This is a genomic window from Pseudomonas sp. 86_A (assembly GCF_017491705.1).
Classification (GTDB): Bacteria; Pseudomonadota; Gammaproteobacteria; order Pseudomonadales; family Pseudomonadaceae; genus Aquipseudomonas; species Aquipseudomonas koreensis.
Map to the genome: position 1 here is coordinate 237874 of NZ_JAFGYS010000009.1, position 16394 is coordinate 254267.

Genomic DNA, 16394 nt, shown 5'->3' on the forward strand with positions numbered 1-16394 from the left:
GCGGTTACCGCGCTTAGTTGGCGGCGGCCTTGTTGGCTGCTCGCTCTTTGGCGACCAGTTGATCAGCCAGTTTCAAGGCTTCTTCGGCACCACCGGCGGAGCCGATATCGAAGCGGTATTTGCCGTTGACGATCATGGTTGGTACGCCAGTGATTTCATACTTTTTCGCCAGCTCTTTAGCCTGGACGATTTTGCCTTTGATGGCGAAGGAGTTGAATGTTGCCAGGAACTTGTCCTTGTCCACGCCTTGAGTGGCGAGGAACTCAGCCATCTCTTCTGGAGTGGTCAGGCGTTTGTGTTCCTTCTGGATTGCGTTGAACACGGCGTTGTGAACCTTGTGCTCGACACCCATCGCTTCCAGGGTCAGGAACATTTGACCGTGAGCGTCCCACGGGCCGCCGAACATGGCCGGAATGCGCACGAAGTTGACGTCGGAAGGCAGTTTTTCAACCCATGGATTGATCACCGGCTCGAAGGCGTAGCAGTGCGGGCAGCCATACCAGAACAGTTCCACCACTTCGATTTTGCCAGGCACTGCCACCGGCACCGGGTTAGCCAGTTCGACGTAAGGGGCGGCCGGTGCTTCAGCGGCCTGGGCGGTCACGCCGAACAGACTGGCAGCGACGAGAGCGGCGCTGATGATCAGATTACGCATGCTTTACTCCTGGACAATTTTGGTCGCCTCGCGCGACCTGTTTTCAGACAGATCCTGACGGGCATGAGTTCTGTAGTGTAACGGCAGCGGCCACAAAAAAGGGCGGCCAAAGCCACCCTTTTTATACTTGCTGCGACGGATTAATCGAGCGTTAACGTTGCAGGAGATGTCCATCACCGTTAACGCTCGATTCAGGGCGGTTAGTGCAGGCCCTGAATGTAGCTGGCGACCGCAGCGATGTCCTCGTCGCTCAGGCGCTTGGCGATCGTTTGCATGGTCATGGTGTCGCCGTCGTTGTTGCGGCCGCCTTCTTCCTTGCGGAAATCGGTCAGTTGCTTGGCAATGTATTGAGCGTGTTGGCCACCCAGATGCGGGAAGCCGGCGGCGGCGTTGCCGGCGCCATTCGGCGAGTGGCAACCGGTGCAGGCTGGCAGGCCCTTGGCCAGATTACCGCCGCGGAACAAAGCTTCACCGCGAGCGACGATCTTTGGATCGGCTGCGCCGACGCTGCCTTTCTGACTGGCGAAGTAGGCGGCGATGTCGGCCAGGTCCTGATCGCTCAGGTTGGTCAGCAGGCCGGTCATTTCCAGAACGGTGCGCTTGCCTGACTTGATGTCGTGCAGTTGCTTGGTCAGGTAGCGTTCACCTTGACCTGCCAGTTTCGGAAAGTTGGGTGCCATGCTGTTCCCGTCCGGGCCATGGCAGGCGCCGCATACGGCAGCCTTTGCCTGGCCGGCTGCTGCATCCCCTGCAGCATGGGCGATGCCTGAGATTCCCACGGTCAACAGCAGACTCACGATCAATTTGTTCATCAGCTAATCCAACTACGGCTAAGGGTTAAGAGTTATGGACCGGGTTTACTCTCGCTCATCCAAAGGATGATGGCCTGGTAATCCTCGGCACTGCAGTCCATGCACAAACCACGCGGCGGCATCGCCTTGAAACCCTGGGTTACGTGTTGCACCAGCGTCTCCATACCTTTCGCCAACCTCGGCGTCCAAGCCTCCTGATCGCCTCTTTCGGGCGCCATGGGGAGTTGGCCGGAATGACAGGCACCACAAACACGGTTGTACACGGCTTCCGGTTCCTGTGTAGCCTGTGCGCTGTAAAGCGGTATCAGGACTCCGGCAGCCAGCAGCCATTTCGTCATAAAACGACCTTTTCAGGGTTGAGAGCGTTCTGCGTTCTGATGCGCAATCAAGGTCTTTGGCTCTCGTGAACTTCATCCTTCGCTGGGACAAAGCACACACAAAATCTGCGGCATTATATACTGGCGTCACTGAAACGGAAGCGACACCGCGTTCCGCGCCCAATCCCGGCGCCGCCCACATCGGAAATCCCATGCAACTCAAGAATCCCATCCTCGGCCTGTGCCAACAGTCCACGTTCATGCTCAGTGCCGCCAAAGTCGATCAATGCCCTGACGACGAAGGCTTCGAAGTGGCGTTCGCCGGTCGTTCCAACGCCGGTAAATCCAGCGCACTGAACACCCTGACTCACGCCAGCCTGGCGCGCACCTCGAAAACCCCGGGTCGCACACAGCTGTTGAACTTCTTCAAGCTAGACGATGAACGGCGTCTGGTCGACCTTCCGGGCTACGGTTATGCAAAAGTACCGATCCCGCTCAAGCAACACTGGCAGCGTCACCTCGAGGCGTACCTCGGTGGCCGGGAGAGTTTGAAGGGGTTGATTCTGATGATGGATATCCGTCATCCAATGACCGACTTCGACCTGCTGATGCTCGACTGGGCCGTTGCTGCCGGCATGCCGATGCACATTCTGCTGACCAAGGCCGACAAACTGACCTACGGCGCCGCCAAGAACACCTTGCTCAAAGTGCAGTCGGAAATCCGCAAGGGTTGGGGCGATCTGGTGACAATCCAGCTGTTCTCGGCGCCAAAGCGCATGGGGCTGGAAGAGGCCTACACTGTGTTGGCAGGCTGGATGGAACTGGCCGATAAAGGTGCAGAAGCAACAGCTGAGTGAGGGATTGTCAAAACTGTCTGCGGTGCTGCCAGGCAAGGCAAAGGTGCTGGTAAAAAGCGGAGTTTAGGGGACCTGAATGAGCATTTTTAGCTGCGCTTTTAACGCAGTCTGGCGGCGCCGCAGCCAGTTTTGAGGCAAAAAAAGCCCCGGACTTCATATGGGGAGGGAGAAGTTCCGGGGTTTAAGTTCCGAACCGCTAGGGCGGGGTTCAGATATCTGCCAACACTTAACACAACATAGGAGCATTGAAGGGCTTCACCAGCCATTCAGTATCTCTGAGTAGTGAGCGGTCAGATTAGTTCAGATTTTTTTCAAAAAGCTTTGGAATAACCCCAAGCGCGTTTTGAAATAAGGCCGTTTCTGGCGTTTGCCGCGACACCGTGTCGCGGCAAACGGCCGGGCCAGACGCCTTAGTGCGCCTCGTCCCAGTTGTTGCCGACACCGACTTCTACCAGCAACGGTACGTCCAGCTTCGCCGCTTCGCTCATGTGCAGGCGGATTTCCTGGCTCACCTGATCGACCAGATCCTCGCGAACCTCCAGAACCAGTTCATCGTGCACCTGCAAGATGACTCTGGCGTCCAGCCCGGACGCTGCCAGCCAGTTATCCACCGCCACCATGGCTTTCTTGATGATGTCCGCTGCGGTGCCCTGCATCGGCGCGTTGATCGCCGTGCGTTCGGCGGCGGCGCGTTCCTGCGGTTTGTTCGAGTTGATCTCCGGCAGGTACAGGCGTCGACCGAAGAACGTCTCGACGTAGCCCTGATCGGCGGCCTGTTTGCGAGTGCGCTCCATGTATTCGCGCACGCCCGGGTAGCGGGCGAAATAGGTGTCGATGTAGGCCTTGGCGGTCTTGGTGTCGACGCCGATGTCCTTGCCGAGTTTCTGTGCGCCCATGCCGTAGATCAGACCGAAGTTGATCGCCTTGGCGCCGCGGCGCTGGTCGGAGGTCACTTCGTTGAGTTCGACCCGGAACACTTCGGCGGCGGTGGCGGTGTGCACGTCCAGGTTGTTGCGGAAGGCGTTCATCAGGCCTTCGTCCTTGGACAGGTGAGCCATGATCCGCAGCTCGATCTGCGAATAGTCCGCCGCCAGCAGTTTGTAACCTTTTGGTGCGACGAAGGCCTGACGGATACGCCGGCCCTCAGCGGTACGCACCGGAATGTTCTGCAGGTTCGGATCGCTGGAAGACAAGCGCCCGGTGGATGCCACGGCCTGGTGGTACGAAGTGTGGATACGCCCGGTGCGCGGGTTGATCTGCTCCGGCAGGCGATCGGTGTAGGTGCTCTTCAGCTTGCTCATGGAACGGTGTTCCATCAGCACTTTCGGCAAACGATGATCGTCCTCGGCGAGTTTCGCCAGCACGTCCTCAGCGGTCGATGGCTGGCCCTTGGCGGTTTTCTTCAGCACCGGCAGGCCGAGCTTTTCGTAGAGGATCACGCCCAACTGCTTCGGCGAGCCGAGGTTGAATTCTTCCCCGGCGATCTCGAACGCTTCGCGCTCCAGTGCGACCATTTTGTTGCCCAGTTCAATGCTCTGGATGCCGAGCAGTTCGGCATCGACGAACGCCCCTTGGCGCTCGATGCGCGCCAGCACCGGCACAAGCGGGATTTCGATGTCGGTCAGCACGCTGGCCAGGCTCGGGATCGCGCTGAGTTTTTCGAACAGGGTCTGGTGCAGGCGCAAGGTGATGTCGGCATCTTCGGCGGCGTACGGGCCGGCCTGTTCCAGGGCGATCTGGTCGAAGGTCAGTTGCTTGGCGCCTTTGCCGGCGATGTCCTGGAAGCTCACAGTGGTGTGGTCCAGGTACTTCTGCGCAAGGCTGTCCATGTCGTGGCGGGTGGCGGTGGAGTTGAGCACGTAGGACTCAAGCATCGTGTCGAAGGCGATGCCGCGCACGTTGATGCCCTGGCTCTGATCGCCGCCGATGGCGCAATTGGCCAGGATGTTCATGTCGAACTTGGCGTGCTGGCCGACCTTGAGTTTGTTCGGGTCTTCGAGAATCGGCTTCAGCGCGCGCAGCACGGTGTCGCGATCCAGTTGCTCCGGCACGCCGATGTAGGAGTGGGTCAGCGGGATGTACGCCGCTTCGTTGGCCTGCACCGCGAACGACAGGCCGACCAGTTGCGCCTGTTGCGCGTCGATGCCGGTGGTTTCGGTGTCGAAGGCGAACAGCTTGGCGTTGTTGAGTTTTTCCAGCCAGACGTCGAAACGCGCCTGATCGAGGATGGTTTCATACGTGGCTTCAGCCGGCGCTGCAGGGGCTTCTTCTGCTGGCGCGCTGAACAGATCGCCAGCCGGCGCAGGCTCGGCGGCCGCGCTCAGTTCCTGGCGCTTGGCGTCACGATCCAGATCATTCAGCCAGCTCTTGAATTCCAGCAGGGTGTAGAGCTCGTAGAGTTTGGCCGGGTCTTCCTGGCCCATCTGCAGGTCGTCGAGGCCGATGTCCAGCGGCACGTCGATCTTGATCGTTGCCAGCTGATAGGAGAGGAACGCCATCTCCTTGTGCTCTTCGAGCTTGGCCGGCAGGGTCTTGGCGCCGCGAATCGGCAGGGTCGGGACGATGTCGAGATTCGCGTAAAGCTCGTTGAGGCCACCGTTGACCCCCACCAGCAGGCCGGATGCGGTCTTCGGGCCGATGCCGGGAACACCCGGAATGTTGTCGGAAGAATCGCCCATCAGCGCCAGATAATCGATGATCTGCTCGGGAGCGACGCCGAATTTCTCCTTCACGCCCTCCACGTCCATCGAGCTACCGGACATGGTATTGACCAAGGTAATGTGGCCGTCGACCAGTTGCGCCATGTCCTTGTCGCCGGTGGAGATGATCACCGGGCGATCCGCCGCCGCGCTGCTGCGCGCCAGGGTGCCGATCACGTCGTCAGCCTCGACGCCTTCCACGCACAGCAGCGGGAAACCGAGGGCGATCACGCTCTGGTGCAGCGGCTCGATCTGCACGCGCATGTCGTCGGGCATGCTCGGGCGGTTGGCCTTGTATTCGGCGTACATCTCATCGCGAAACGTCCCGCCCTTGGCGTCGAAGACCACGGCGAACGGGCTGTCCGGGTACTGCTTGCGCAGACTCTTGAGCATGTTCAGCACCCCTTTGACCGCGCCGGTCGGCAGGCCTTTGGAGGTGGTCAGCGGTGGCAGTGCGTGGAAAGCGCGGTACAGGTAAGACGAACCGTCCACCAGGACGAGGGGGGCTTGGCTCATGAGCAGAATCAACCTTTTCGGCGGGCCCGGCGCTAGAATAGCGGGACCGTTGACGACAAAGGGACAAGGTTATCATGCGTACGCTAAATCGCTTGCTGCTGGTCAGTTTGATTGCTGCCTCACCCTTGGCCGCGATGGCGGCGGATGATGCACCGTCAAAGGAGCCGGAAGTTACCATTAACACGCACACCGAAGGCGACAAGGTCATTCAGGAATACAGCCGCAGTGGCTTCGTCTATGCGATCAAGGTCACGCCGAAGGGTGGTAAACCGTATTTCCTGGTGCGCGCCGATGGTTCGGACGCGAACTACATCCGCTCCGACCAGCCGGATATGCTGATTCCGTCGTGGGAAATCTTTACCTGGAAGTAAGTTTCCCGACTTTTTAATCGGCGCCGCTCGACAGCGGCGCCCGAACTGAGCAGTTTTTAACCATGTCTGTGTTCACCCCCCTGGCTCGGCCCGAGCTGGAAACCTTTCTCGCCCCTTATGGGCTTGGCCGTCTGCTTGATTTCCAGGGGATCGCCGCCGGCAGCGAAAACACCAATTTCTTTATCAGCCTGGAGCAGGGCGAATTCGTCCTGACCCTGGTCGAGCGCGGCCCGGTGCAGGAGATGCCGTTCTTCATCGACCTGCTCGATGTCCTGCACGAGGCCGATCTGCCGGTGCCTTACGCACTGCGCACCACCGACGGCGTAGCGTTGCGTGAGCTGAAGGGCAAACCGGCGCTGCTGCAACCGCGTCTGGCGGGCAAGCACATCAAAGTCGCCAACGCGCAACATTGCGCGCAGGTCGGCGAGTTGCAGGCGCATCTGCACCTGGCGACCCAGGGCGAGCGCATGATCAAGCGCAAGACCGATCGTGGCCTGGACTGGATGCTGGAGGAGGGCAGCGAGTTTCTTTCGCACCTGAGCGATGCGCCGCGTGCGCTGCTGCACAAGGCGCTGGAGGAAATCACTGAGCGCAAAGAGAAGATCCTCGCACTGCCTCGGGCCAACATCCACGCCGACCTGTTTCGCGATAACGCGATGTTCGAAGGCACGCACCTGACCGGCCTGATCGACTTCTACAACGCCTGCTCGGGGCCGATGCTCTACGACGTGGCGATTGCCTTGAATGACTGGTGTTCGGACGAGGACGGTTTGATCGATGGCCCGCGTGCCCGTGCGTTCCTCGGTGCCTATGCGGCGCTGCGGCCGTTTACGGCTGCCGAAGCGGAGCTATGGCCGACGATGCTGCGCGTGGCGTGTGTGCGGTTCTGGCTGTCGCGGTTGATCGCGGCGGAGCAGTTTGCCGGGCAGGACGTGCTGATTCACGATCCGCAGGAGTTCGAGCAGCGGTTGGCGCAGCGGCAGCAGGTCAGTACACCGTTGCCGTTCGCGCTTTAAATTGTGGCGAGCGAGCTTCCTCGCGCTGGGTTGCGAAGCGGCCCCAAAATTCTGGCAGTCAGCCTGATTTTTGTGAGTGCTGCGCACTCAAGCGGGAGCAAGCTCCCTCGCCACAGGTTTTGCGTTGTTACAGCGACTCCAGGCATCCCGCCAAGTCGTTACCCAATTTCTCCAGCACTTGCTCATAGCCCTGAGCCGTCGCCGGGGTGTATCCGCCCAGCGCATCCAGCTCCGCCAGTTTCACCGGCAGGCCAGCCACCAATGTTTCGGCCAGACGCGGACGCAGCGGCGGCTCGCTGAACACACAGGTCTTGCCCACTTCCTGCAGGCGTTTGCGCATCGCCGCAACGTGCTGCGCGCCCGGCTGCACTTCGGCGGCAACGCTGAACACGCCGGTGTGTTTCAGGCCGTAAGCTTCCTCGAAGTAATCGAAGGCTTCGTGGAACACGAAGTACGGCTTGCCTTCAACACTGGCCAGACGCTTCTTCAAGCGCGCATCCAGCGCATCGAGGCGTCCGTCGAAAGCCTTGGCGTTGCTCTGATAGCGCTCGGCGTTGGCCGGATCTGCTGCACTCAGGTCAGCGGCCATTTTGTCGGCAATCACCCGCGCGTTGACCGGCGATAGCCACAAATGCGCATCCAGGGTGCCCGGGCGGTGATCGTGATCATGCTCGTCGGCGTCTTCGGCGTGGGAGTGGCTGTCTTCGGCAAAGCGGCGCAGTTTCATGCCCGGCAGATCCTGCACGGCCACGCTCGGCAGGGTCCGACCCTTCAATACGCGGGGCAGGAAACCCTCCATGTCCGGGCCGATCCAGTACAGCAGGTCCACCGATTGCACCTTGCGCACATCAGACGGGCGCAGCGCGTAGTTATGCGGCGAGGCGCCCGGCGGCAACAGTACTTCGGGAATGGCCACGCCGTCCTGCACGGCGGCGGCAATCAACTGCAACGGTTTGATGCTGGTGAGGACCTTGACCTCGGCCTGGGCCGAACCGATCAGCAGAAAACTGGCGACAAACGCCACAAAAACAGAAAAAAGTCGGGACACGATGACCACTCAAGGAGGCGAGAACGGGTAACATAATAACGTCTCTATCAAAACTCGTCGCCGCCCATGCCTATTACACCGATTGCCAGCCGTCCCCACGACCACTCTCATTGCGTACACAGCGCACTGACCGAGGCCGATGCCTTGTGCGCCCAGAAAGGCCTGCGCCTGACTGCGTTGCGCCGGCGGGTGCTGGAACTGGTGTGGCAGAGCCACAAGCCGCTGGGCGCCTACGACATTCTCGCGGTGCTGAGTGAGCAGGACGGCCGCCGCGCCGCGCCGCCGACCGTGTACCGCGCGCTGGATTTTCTGCTGGAAAACGGCCTGGTGCACCGTATCTCGTCGCTCAACGCCTTCGTCGGTTGCGTGCATCCCGAGCATGCGCATCAGGGCCAGTTCCTGATCTGCCGCGACTGCCACGCTGCCATCGAACTGGAACAGAAAGCCATCAGTGACGCGATCATCAACAGCGCCAAGGACGTCGGTTTCATCGTCGAAGCGCAGACCGTCGAAGTGGTCGGCCTGTGCGCCGGTTGCCAGGGGGCCTGATGAGCAACCCGTTGATCCGTCTTCAGCACGTCGCCGTGACGTTTGCCGGGCAGACCGTGCTGGACAACATCGAGCTGAGCGTCGAGCCGGGGCAGATCGTCACCCTGATCGGCCCCAACGGCGCCGGCAAGACCACGCTGGTGCGCGCCGTGCTCGGGCTGTTGAAGCCGGACAGCGGTAGCGTCTGGCGCAAGCCGAAACTGCGCGTCGGCTACATGCCGCAGAAGCTGCACGTCGACCCGACCTTGCCGTTGTCGGTGCTGCGCTTCCTGCGTCTGGTGCCGGGCGTTGATCGTCCGCGTGCGTTGGCTGCGCTCAAGGAAGTTGGCGCCGAACACGTCATCGACAGCCCGGTGCAAAGCGTTTCCGGCGGTGAGATGCAGCGCGTGCTGTTGGCTCGGGCGTTGCTGCGCGAGCCGCAATTGCTGGTGCTCGATGAACCGGTGCAAGGCGTCGACGTTGCCGGGCAAGCCGAGCTTTACAGCCTGATCACCCGCCTGCGTGACCGTCACGGCTGCGGCGTGCTGATGGTGTCCCACGATTTGCATCTGGTGATGAGCACCACCGATCAGGTGGTGTGCCTGAATCGTCACGTCTGCTGCTCCGGGCACCCCGAGCAGGTCAGCGGCGATCCGGCGTTCGTCGAGCTGTTCGGCAAGAACGCGCCGAGCCTGGCGATCTATCACCACCATCACGACCACGCCCACGACCTGCACGGTTCGGTGGTCAAGGCGCCCGGTGCGGGCCATACCCACGTTCACGGAGACCACTGCAAGCATGGCTGATTTTCTGTTGTATGCCCTGCTTGCAGGTCTGGCACTGGCGGTGGTTGCCGGGCCGTTGGGCTCGTTTGTGGTCTGGCGGCGCATGGCTTATTTCGGCGACACCTTGTCGCACGCCGCGCTGCTGGGCGTGGCGCTGGGCTTTCTGCTGGATGTCAGCCCGACCGTTGCGGTGACCGTCGGCTGCCTGCTGCTGGCAGTGCTGCTGGTGACCTTGCAACAGCGCCAGCCGCTGGCCTCCGACACGCTGTTGGGGATTCTTGCGCCGAGCACGCTCTCTCTTGGCTTGGTGGTACTAAGCTTCATGCATGAAGTGCGGATCGACCTGATGGCCTATCTGTTCGGCGACCTGCTGGCGATCAGCCCGACCGATCTGGCGTGGATCCTCGGCGGCAGCGCGGCGGTGCTGGTGTTGCTGGTGACGCTGTGGCGGCCGCTGCTGGCGATCACCGTGCATGAGGAGTTGGCCAAGGTCGAAGGCCTGCCGGTGGCGGGCCTGCGCATGGCGCTGATGCTGTTGATCGCGGTGGTGATCGCGGTGGCGATGAAAATCGTCGGGGTGTTGCTGATTACCTCGCTGCTGATTATCCCGGCGGCTGCGGCACAGCGTCACGCCCGCTCGCCGGAGCAGATGGCCCTGGGCGCGAGCCTGCTGGGCATGCTCGCGGTGTGTGGCGGGCTGGCGCTGTCATGGTTCAAAGACACCCCGGCGGGGCCGTCAATCGTGGTGACGGCGGCCGCACTGTTTCTGCTGAGTTTTGTTCTGCCCCGTCGAGGGGTGTAGACTTGCTCGCTTTTTGCGCAATTAGAGAGTCGCAGGAATGAAGCCGTTCGCCTCCCGTTATCTGCTCCTTGTCGCATTTTCCGTGCTGCTGGGCGCCTGCCAAAGCACGCCGCCGGTGGCCGAAGCCCCCGACGCGCGGGCCACGGCCATCGCACAGCTGGAACAAAGCCTGGCCAGCAGCGAACTGGCCACCGCCGAAGACCAACTGGCCGCGTTGCAGGCACAGAGCCCCAACGATCAGTCCCTTGAGCAATACCAGCGGCAGTTGGCCGAAGCCTACCTGCGCCGCAGCCAGATCGTGTTGCAGAAAGGGGATGTGAACGCTGCCGCCACTGCGCTGAGTCGTGCCCGCGCGCTGATGCCCAAGGCCCCGGCGCTGACCGGTGGCGTCAACGGCGCCATCACCGAAGCCCGTAAGGCCGAGCTGGAAAAGGCCGAAGCGGCGCTGCTGGCGGCCGAAGCCAAGCCGAAAGCCAAGGTGATCGATCCGACCGCCGAGAGCACCACGGTGGCGCTGAACATCAACTACAGTCGCAAACTTCGCCGGCAACTGGATGCGATCGCCGCCGATGTGGTGAATTACGAGTGTGCCGTGAGCATTCAGGCGCCGCGTACCCAGGATTATCCTTGGCTGGCGACGTTGCTGAAAAAACGCGTGAAGAAACTGAATCCGGATTTCGATCTGCAGATTGAAAAGCAAATCCTGCGCACAGTGCCGGCGCAGATGGTCTTGAGCCCGCGTAAACCTTAAAAGCTTCGCAGCCTCCGGCAACGCCTACAGGTGAAACTCATCCTCTGTAGGCGCTGCCGAAGGCTGCGATCTTTTGCTTTTAGGCCGGAATGGCTTTCGCCTTAGGCTCCCGCGCCCAAACCCGATGCTGCCCGATTGCCGCGAAGAACGGCTTGGTCAACCCCGGCACATCCTTGCCTTGCAACAACCCGGCGTCCGCCTCCAGCTTCAGCAGATCTTGCAACTGCTTGGCCTCGCCATGCAGCGCAATCGCCTTCAGATGCTTGTACGCCTCCAGCACGTAGTGCAGCGCCACGCCGTCGCCGCTCAACGCCTTGATCGATGCTGCGCCACCCGGCACGAACACCGCATCGAAGATCACCGAAGGCATGCCTTCCATCGACGCATCCACCGCGAGGGTCTTGCCATCGGCGGTTTTCACCGGCGCGGAGGTCGGGCCGAGCAGCTTGGCGTGCGCACCTTCCGCCGCCAGGGCCTTCTTCATCGCCTCAATCGCCGCACCATCGACACCGTTGGCGGCAAGAATCGCCACTTTGCGGGTTTTGATGTTCTCCGGCAGCAGGTTGGCCTGACTCAGCGAAGGCGAATTGTCGAACGAGGTTTTACGCACCTCGACCGTGCCTTTGCCTGGTGCCGGCAGGCCCAGGTTGGCCGCGACACGTTTGGCCAGTTCCAGGTCGATGTTGGCGAGAATTTCGTTCACCTGCCGCGCACGGATGAACTCGCGCTCGACCTTGCCCAGCTCGAAGCTGTAGGCGGCAATGATGTGCTCCTTCTCGTGTGCGCTCATGCTGTGGAAGAACAGCCGCCCCTGAGAGAAGTGATCGCTGAACGATTCGCTGCGCTGGCGGATCTTGGCGGCATCGATGCGTTCCGGATACGTCTCGAAACCACCATCCTGTGCGGCCGGCGGGGTTTCTTTCGGCCAGCCACCGTCAATCGAGTTCGGCTCGTAAGACGCGCGCCCCTTGTCGATCACCGTGCGGTGCTGAGCATCGCGCTGACCGTTGTGGAACGGCGCCACCGGGCGGTTGATTGGCAGTTCATGAAAGTTCGGCCCACCGAGTCGGCTGATTTGCGTGTCGGTGTAGGAAAACAGCCGACCTTGCAGCAACGGGTCGTTGGAGAAGTCGATGCCCGGCACGATGTGGCCGGGGCAGAACGCAACCTGCTCGGTCTCGGCAAAGAAGTTGTCCGGGTTGCGGTTCAACGTCATCTTGCCCAGCGGGGTGATCGGCACGATTTCTTCAGGGATCAGTTTGGTCGGGTCGAGGATGTCGAAATCGAAGTCGTGTTCGTTTTCCTCCTCGATGATCTGTACGCCGAGTTCCCACTCTGGATAGTCGCCCATCTCGATGGCTTCCCAGAGGTCGCGACGGTGGTAGTCGGTGTCTTTACCAGCGAGCTTTTGTGCTTCGTCCCAGACCAGCGAGCAAGTGCCGGCGGTAGGGCGCCAGTGGAATTTGACGAAGCGCGATTTGCCCTCGGCGTTGACCAGCCGGAAGGTGTGCACGCCGAAGCCCTGCATGCTGCGCAGGCTTTTCGGGATCGCCCGGTCGGACATCGCCCAGATCACCATGTGCGCCGATTCCGGCACCAGCGAAACAAAGTCCCAGAACGTATCGTGGGCCGAGCCGCCGGTCGGGATTTCGTTGTGCGGCTCGGGTTTCACCGCGTGGACGAAGTCGGGAAACTTGATCGCGTCCTGAATGAAGAACACCGGCATGTTGTTGCCGACCAGATCGAAGTTGCCTTCGTCGGTGAAGAACTTCACGGCAAAACCGCGCACGTCACGCACGGTGTCGCCGGAGCCGCGTGGCCCCTGCACCGTGGAAAAACGCACGAACACCGGGGTCTTTTTCCCCGGATCCTGCAGGAAACCGGCCTTGGTCAGTGTCGAATGGTTCTCGTAGGTCTGGAAGAAACCATGGGCGCCGGTGCCGCGCGCGTGGACGATGCGCTCCGGAATGCGTTCGTGGTCAAAGTGCGTGATCTTTTCACGCATGATGAAATCTTCCAGCAGCGATGGTCCGCGCGGGCCGGCCTTGAGGGTGTTCTGGTTATCGGCGACCTTCACCCCTTGGTTGGTGCGCAGGGCCTGGCCGGTAGCGTCGGAGCGAAATTTCTCCAAGCTGTCGAGTTTGGCGTTGGTGTTGGCGCGATCCTTGGTATCGGTTCCGGCCAGCTGGCTTTTGTCGGTCGTAGGTTTCTTGCTGCTCATCAGACGTAAACTCCTCGGTTGACCCCGTTTCAACGGGGACTCTTGAGCGTTTCCGGGCACGGTTACCCAGGGTTTCAAGTCGCTTAACTAGTGACCAATGAGCAGGAACGGGCGTTCCTTTTTTATGACCTTTGATCTTGTTATTGCCAAATCGAAGGTTAATTGCGAAATAAATGCTAAGAACCTCTATACGGACAGGCTAAAATGCGCGCCCGGCTAACCGCTGATCCTTTTCTAACGCGCCCCACAAGGTTCGCTACGTGATCGAGTTTCAAAACGTCCACAAAACTTACCGCGTCGCCGGTAAGGACATTCCCGCCCTGCACCCGACCAGTCTTTCGATTGAAAACGGTCAGGTCTTCGGCCTGATCGGCCATTCCGGTGCGGGAAAAAGTACCCTGCTGCGTCTGATTAATCGCCTGGAAGACTCCAGCGGCGGCAAGATCATCGTCGACGGCGAAGAAGTCACCGCGCTGGACGCCAACGGCCTGCGTCGTTTCCGCCAGCAAGTCGGGATGATCTTCCAGCACTTCAACCTGCTCGCCTCCAAGACCGTGGCCGACAACGTTGCGCTGCCGCTGACCCTGGCCGGTGAGCTGTCGACCAGCGAGATCAATCAGCGCGTTGCCGAGTTGCTGGCGCGGGTCGGTCTGTCGGATCACGCCAAAAAGTACCCGGCGCAATTGTCTGGCGGCCAGAAGCAGCGCGTCGGCATCGCCCGCGCCCTGGCGACCAAGCCGAAGATTCTGCTGTGTGACGAGGCCACCAGTGCCCTCGACCCGCAGACCACCGCGTCGGTCCTGCAACTGCTGGCCGAGATCAACCGCGAGCTGAAACTGACCATCGTCCTGATCACCCACGAGATGGATGTGATCCGTCGCGTCTGCGATCAGGTGGCGGTGATGGACGCCGGCGTGATCGTCGAGCAAGGCTCGGTGGCCGATGTGTTCCTGCATCCGCAGCACCCGACCACCAAGCGTTTTGTGCAGGAAAGCGAGCAGATCGACGAAAACGAGCAGCGTGATGACTTCGCTCACGTGCCGGGTCGCATCGTCCGTCTGACCTTCCAGGGCGAAGCGACTTACGCGCCGTTGCTCGGTACCGTCGCCCGGGAAACCGGGGTCGACTACAGCATCCTCGCCGGTCGCATCGACCGCATCAAAGACATTCCTTACGGGCAATTGACCCTCGCCGTCACCGGTGGCGACATGGAAGCGGCGTTCGCCCGCTTCACCGCCGCTGACGTTCATATGGAGGTGCTGCGTTAATGGAAATGTACGACGCTGCAATCAAGAACTACGACGCCGCAGTAGAAGCCATCAAGCTGTTCTTCCAGAACATCGACTGGCTGGAAATCGGCTTGGCCACCAACGACACCATGCTGATGCTCGGTGGTTCGCTGTTGTTCACCGTTCTGCTCGGCCTGCCGCTGGGTGTGCTGCTGTTTCTCTGCAGCCCGCGCCAGCTGCTGGAAAACCGGGTGGTCTACGCGATCATGTCGTTGGCGGTGAACATCCTGCGCTCGCTGCCGTTCATCATTCTTTTGATCGTGATGATCCCGTTCACCGTGATGATCACTGGCACCTCGCTGGGCGTGGCCGGTGCGATTCCGCCGCTGGTGGTGGGGGCAACCCCGTTCTTCGCGCGCCTGGTGGAAACCGCGCTGCGTGAAGTCGATCGCGGCATCATCGAAGCGACCCAGTCGATGGGCGCGACTACCCGGCAGATCATCATGAACGCCTTGCTGCCGGAAGCCCGTCCAGGCATCTTCGCAGCGATTACGGTGACGGCAATTACCCTGGTGTCCTACACGGCCATGGCCGGTGTGGTCGGTGCCGGTGGTCTGGGTGACCTGGCGATCCGCTTCGGCTACCAGCGCTTCCAGACTGACGTGATGATCGTCACCGTGGTGCTGCTGTTGATTCTGGTGCAAGTGCTGCAAATGGTTGGTGATCGACTGGTCGTGCATTTCTCGCGCAAATAACCGGTTTTTTAATCAAGAATGAGCCGGCCATTCGCTGGCAGGCGCCAGACGGGCGCCTAATAAGGAGTTAGCTGAATGAAAAAACTGATCGTTGCCCTCGCTGCCGTTGCTGCCTTTTCCGCGCACGCAGAAGAAACCCTGACCGTTGCCGCCAGCCCGGTGCCACATGCGGAAATCCTCGAGTTCGTGAAGCCGGCTCTGGCCAAAGAAGGCGTGGATCTGAAGGTCAAGGTCTTCACCGACTACATTCAGCCGAACGTACAGGTCGCCGAAAAGCGTCTGGACGCCAACTTCTTCCAGCACCAGCCGTACCTCGATGAGTTCAACAAGGCCAAGGGCACCAGCCTGGTCGCTGTGACCGGCGTGCACCTGGAGCCATTGGGCGCGTACTCGAGCAAGATCAAGGATCTGAAGGATCTGCCAAGCGGCGCCAACGTGGTGATCCCGAACGACGCCACCAACGGCGGCCGTGCACTGCTGCTGCTGGCCAAGGCTGGCCTGATCACTTTGAAGGACCCGACCAACATCCTGTCGACCGTTAAAGACATCGCGCAGAATTCTAAAGACCTGAAAATCCGTGAACTGGAAGCCGCGACCATCCCGCGCGTGCTGACTCAGGTCGACCTGGCACTGATCAACACCAATTACGCGCTGGAAGCCAAGCTCGATCCGTCCAAGGATGCGCTGGTGATCGAAGGCAACGACTCGCCTTACGTGAACATCCTGGTGTCCCGTGCGGACAACAAGGACAGCGACGCGATGCAGAAACTGGCCGCCGCCCTGCACAGCCCGGAAGTGAAGCAATTCATCACCGAGAAGTACAAAGGCGCGGTATTGCCGGCGTTCTGATACAGATTGCTGCAATGAAAAGGGGACGCCAATGGCGTCCCCTTTTTTGTGCCCAAAACACAGATCCCTGGATGCCGGTTTTTGTGGCGAGGGAGCTTGCTCCCGCTCGGCTGCGCAGCAGTCGTAAACCCAACTGTTGCGGTGCAACTATTAGTCCGCATCAGCTGGTTTTGGGGCCGCTTC

The 16394-nt window shown here is 60.8% G+C and carries 16 protein-coding genes; 10 read left to right on the forward strand and 6 right to left on the reverse strand.

All coding sequences use genetic code 11. The features are described 5' to 3' along the window. Positions 1 to 13: 13 nt before the first annotated feature. The 3 genes from J5M57_RS15855 to J5M57_RS15865 form a co-directional block, all read right to left on the reverse strand. Positions 14 to 655: a thiol:disulfide interchange protein DsbA/DsbL gene (locus J5M57_RS15855; RefSeq protein ID WP_169842809.1), complete on the reverse strand. Its 642-nt coding sequence runs from the start codon at positions 653 to 655 to the stop codon at positions 14 to 16. 200 nt (positions 656 to 855) lie between these two features. Further along, positions 856 to 1467, reverse strand: coding sequence for a c-type cytochrome (locus tag J5M57_RS15860; RefSeq protein WP_064585251.1), 612 nt, complete (start codon positions 1465 to 1467; stop codon positions 856 to 858). Between the two features lie 32 nt (positions 1468 to 1499). After that, the gene (locus J5M57_RS15865) at positions 1500 to 1805 is read right to left on the reverse strand and encodes a c-type cytochrome (RefSeq protein WP_025112302.1); all 306 of its coding nucleotides are present in this window, start codon (positions 1803 to 1805) and stop codon (positions 1500 to 1502) included. Positions 1806 to 1996: 191 nt separating this feature from the next. On the opposite strand from J5M57_RS15865, the gene yihA reads away from it, so the two are divergent. Then, positions 1997 to 2641, forward strand: coding sequence for a ribosome biogenesis GTP-binding protein YihA/YsxC (gene yihA / locus J5M57_RS15870; protein WP_047597033.1), 645 nt, complete (start codon positions 1997 to 1999; stop codon positions 2639 to 2641). A 410-nt stretch (positions 2642 to 3051) separates the two neighbouring features. Here the strand turns inward: yihA and polA are convergent, their stop codons facing one another. After that, the gene (polA, locus tag J5M57_RS15875) at positions 3052 to 5856 is read right to left on the reverse strand and encodes a DNA polymerase I (protein ID WP_207848695.1); all 2805 of its coding nucleotides are present in this window, start codon (positions 5854 to 5856) and stop codon (positions 3052 to 3054) included. 74 nt (positions 5857 to 5930) lie between these two features. Between polA and J5M57_RS15880 the strand changes: the two genes are divergently transcribed. Next, on the forward strand, positions 5931 to 6227 hold the full coding sequence (locus J5M57_RS15880; RefSeq protein WP_064585254.1) for a DUF2782 domain-containing protein: 297 nt from the start codon (positions 5931 to 5933) through the stop codon (positions 6225 to 6227). 62 nt (positions 6228 to 6289) lie between these two features. Continuing rightward, the gene (locus J5M57_RS15885) at positions 6290 to 7243 is read left to right on the forward strand and encodes a homoserine kinase (RefSeq protein ID WP_064585255.1); all 954 of its coding nucleotides are present in this window, start codon (positions 6290 to 6292) and stop codon (positions 7241 to 7243) included. Between the two features lie 127 nt (positions 7244 to 7370). On the opposite strand, the gene J5M57_RS15890 is transcribed toward J5M57_RS15885, so the two are convergent. Further along, the gene (locus J5M57_RS15890) at positions 7371 to 8300 is read right to left on the reverse strand and encodes a zinc ABC transporter substrate-binding protein (RefSeq protein ID WP_207848696.1); all 930 of its coding nucleotides are present in this window, start codon (positions 8298 to 8300) and stop codon (positions 7371 to 7373) included. Between the two features lie 57 nt (positions 8301 to 8357). On the opposite strand from J5M57_RS15890, the gene J5M57_RS15895 reads away from it, so the two are divergent. The 4 genes from J5M57_RS15895 to J5M57_RS15910 are packed head-to-tail and all read left to right on the forward strand — an operon-like array spanning position 8358 to position 11157. After that, the gene (locus tag J5M57_RS15895; RefSeq protein ID WP_064585259.1) at positions 8358 to 8840 is read left to right on the forward strand and encodes a Fur family transcriptional regulator; all 483 of its coding nucleotides are present in this window, start codon (positions 8358 to 8360) and stop codon (positions 8838 to 8840) included. Continuing rightward, on the forward strand, positions 8840 to 9625 hold the full coding sequence (znuC, locus tag J5M57_RS15900) for a zinc ABC transporter ATP-binding protein ZnuC (protein ID WP_169842805.1): 786 nt from the start codon (positions 8840 to 8842) through the stop codon (positions 9623 to 9625). Before J5M57_RS15895 ends, znuC begins: the two co-directional genes overlap by 1 nt. Then, complete coding sequence (gene znuB / locus J5M57_RS15905; protein WP_041073699.1) at positions 9618 to 10406, forward strand: zinc ABC transporter permease subunit ZnuB; 789 nt, start codon at positions 9618 to 9620, stop codon at positions 10404 to 10406. The genes znuC and znuB overlap by 8 nt, the downstream gene beginning before the upstream one ends. A 37-nt stretch (positions 10407 to 10443) precedes the next feature. Further along, positions 10444 to 11157, forward strand: a complete 714-nt coding sequence (locus J5M57_RS15910; RefSeq protein ID WP_207848697.1) for a PA5502 family lipoprotein — start codon at positions 10444 to 10446, stop codon at positions 11155 to 11157. Between the two features lie 79 nt (positions 11158 to 11236). On the opposite strand, the gene katE is transcribed toward J5M57_RS15910, so the two are convergent. After that, complete coding sequence (gene katE / locus J5M57_RS15915; protein ID WP_207848698.1) at positions 11237 to 13378, reverse strand: catalase HPII; 2142 nt, start codon at positions 13376 to 13378, stop codon at positions 11237 to 11239. A gap of 260 nt (positions 13379 to 13638) precedes the next feature. Between katE and J5M57_RS15920 the strand changes: the two genes are divergently transcribed. The 3 genes from J5M57_RS15920 to J5M57_RS15930 all read left to right on the forward strand — a co-directional run bounded on the left by J5M57_RS15920 (position 13639) and on the right by J5M57_RS15930 (position 16211). Then, complete coding sequence (locus J5M57_RS15920; protein WP_083367424.1) at positions 13639 to 14646, forward strand: methionine ABC transporter ATP-binding protein; 1008 nt, start codon at positions 13639 to 13641, stop codon at positions 14644 to 14646. Positions 14647 to 14651: 5 nt separating this feature from the next. Further along, positions 14652 to 15362 (forward strand): methionine ABC transporter permease, encoded by a 711-nt coding sequence (locus J5M57_RS15925; protein ID WP_162276305.1) that lies wholly within the window; start codon positions 14652 to 14654, stop codon positions 15360 to 15362. Between the two features lie 75 nt (positions 15363 to 15437). Continuing rightward, positions 15438 to 16211, forward strand: coding sequence for a MetQ/NlpA family ABC transporter substrate-binding protein (locus tag J5M57_RS15930; protein ID WP_207848699.1), 774 nt, complete (start codon positions 15438 to 15440; stop codon positions 16209 to 16211). Positions 16212 to 16394: the final 183 nt, after the last annotated feature.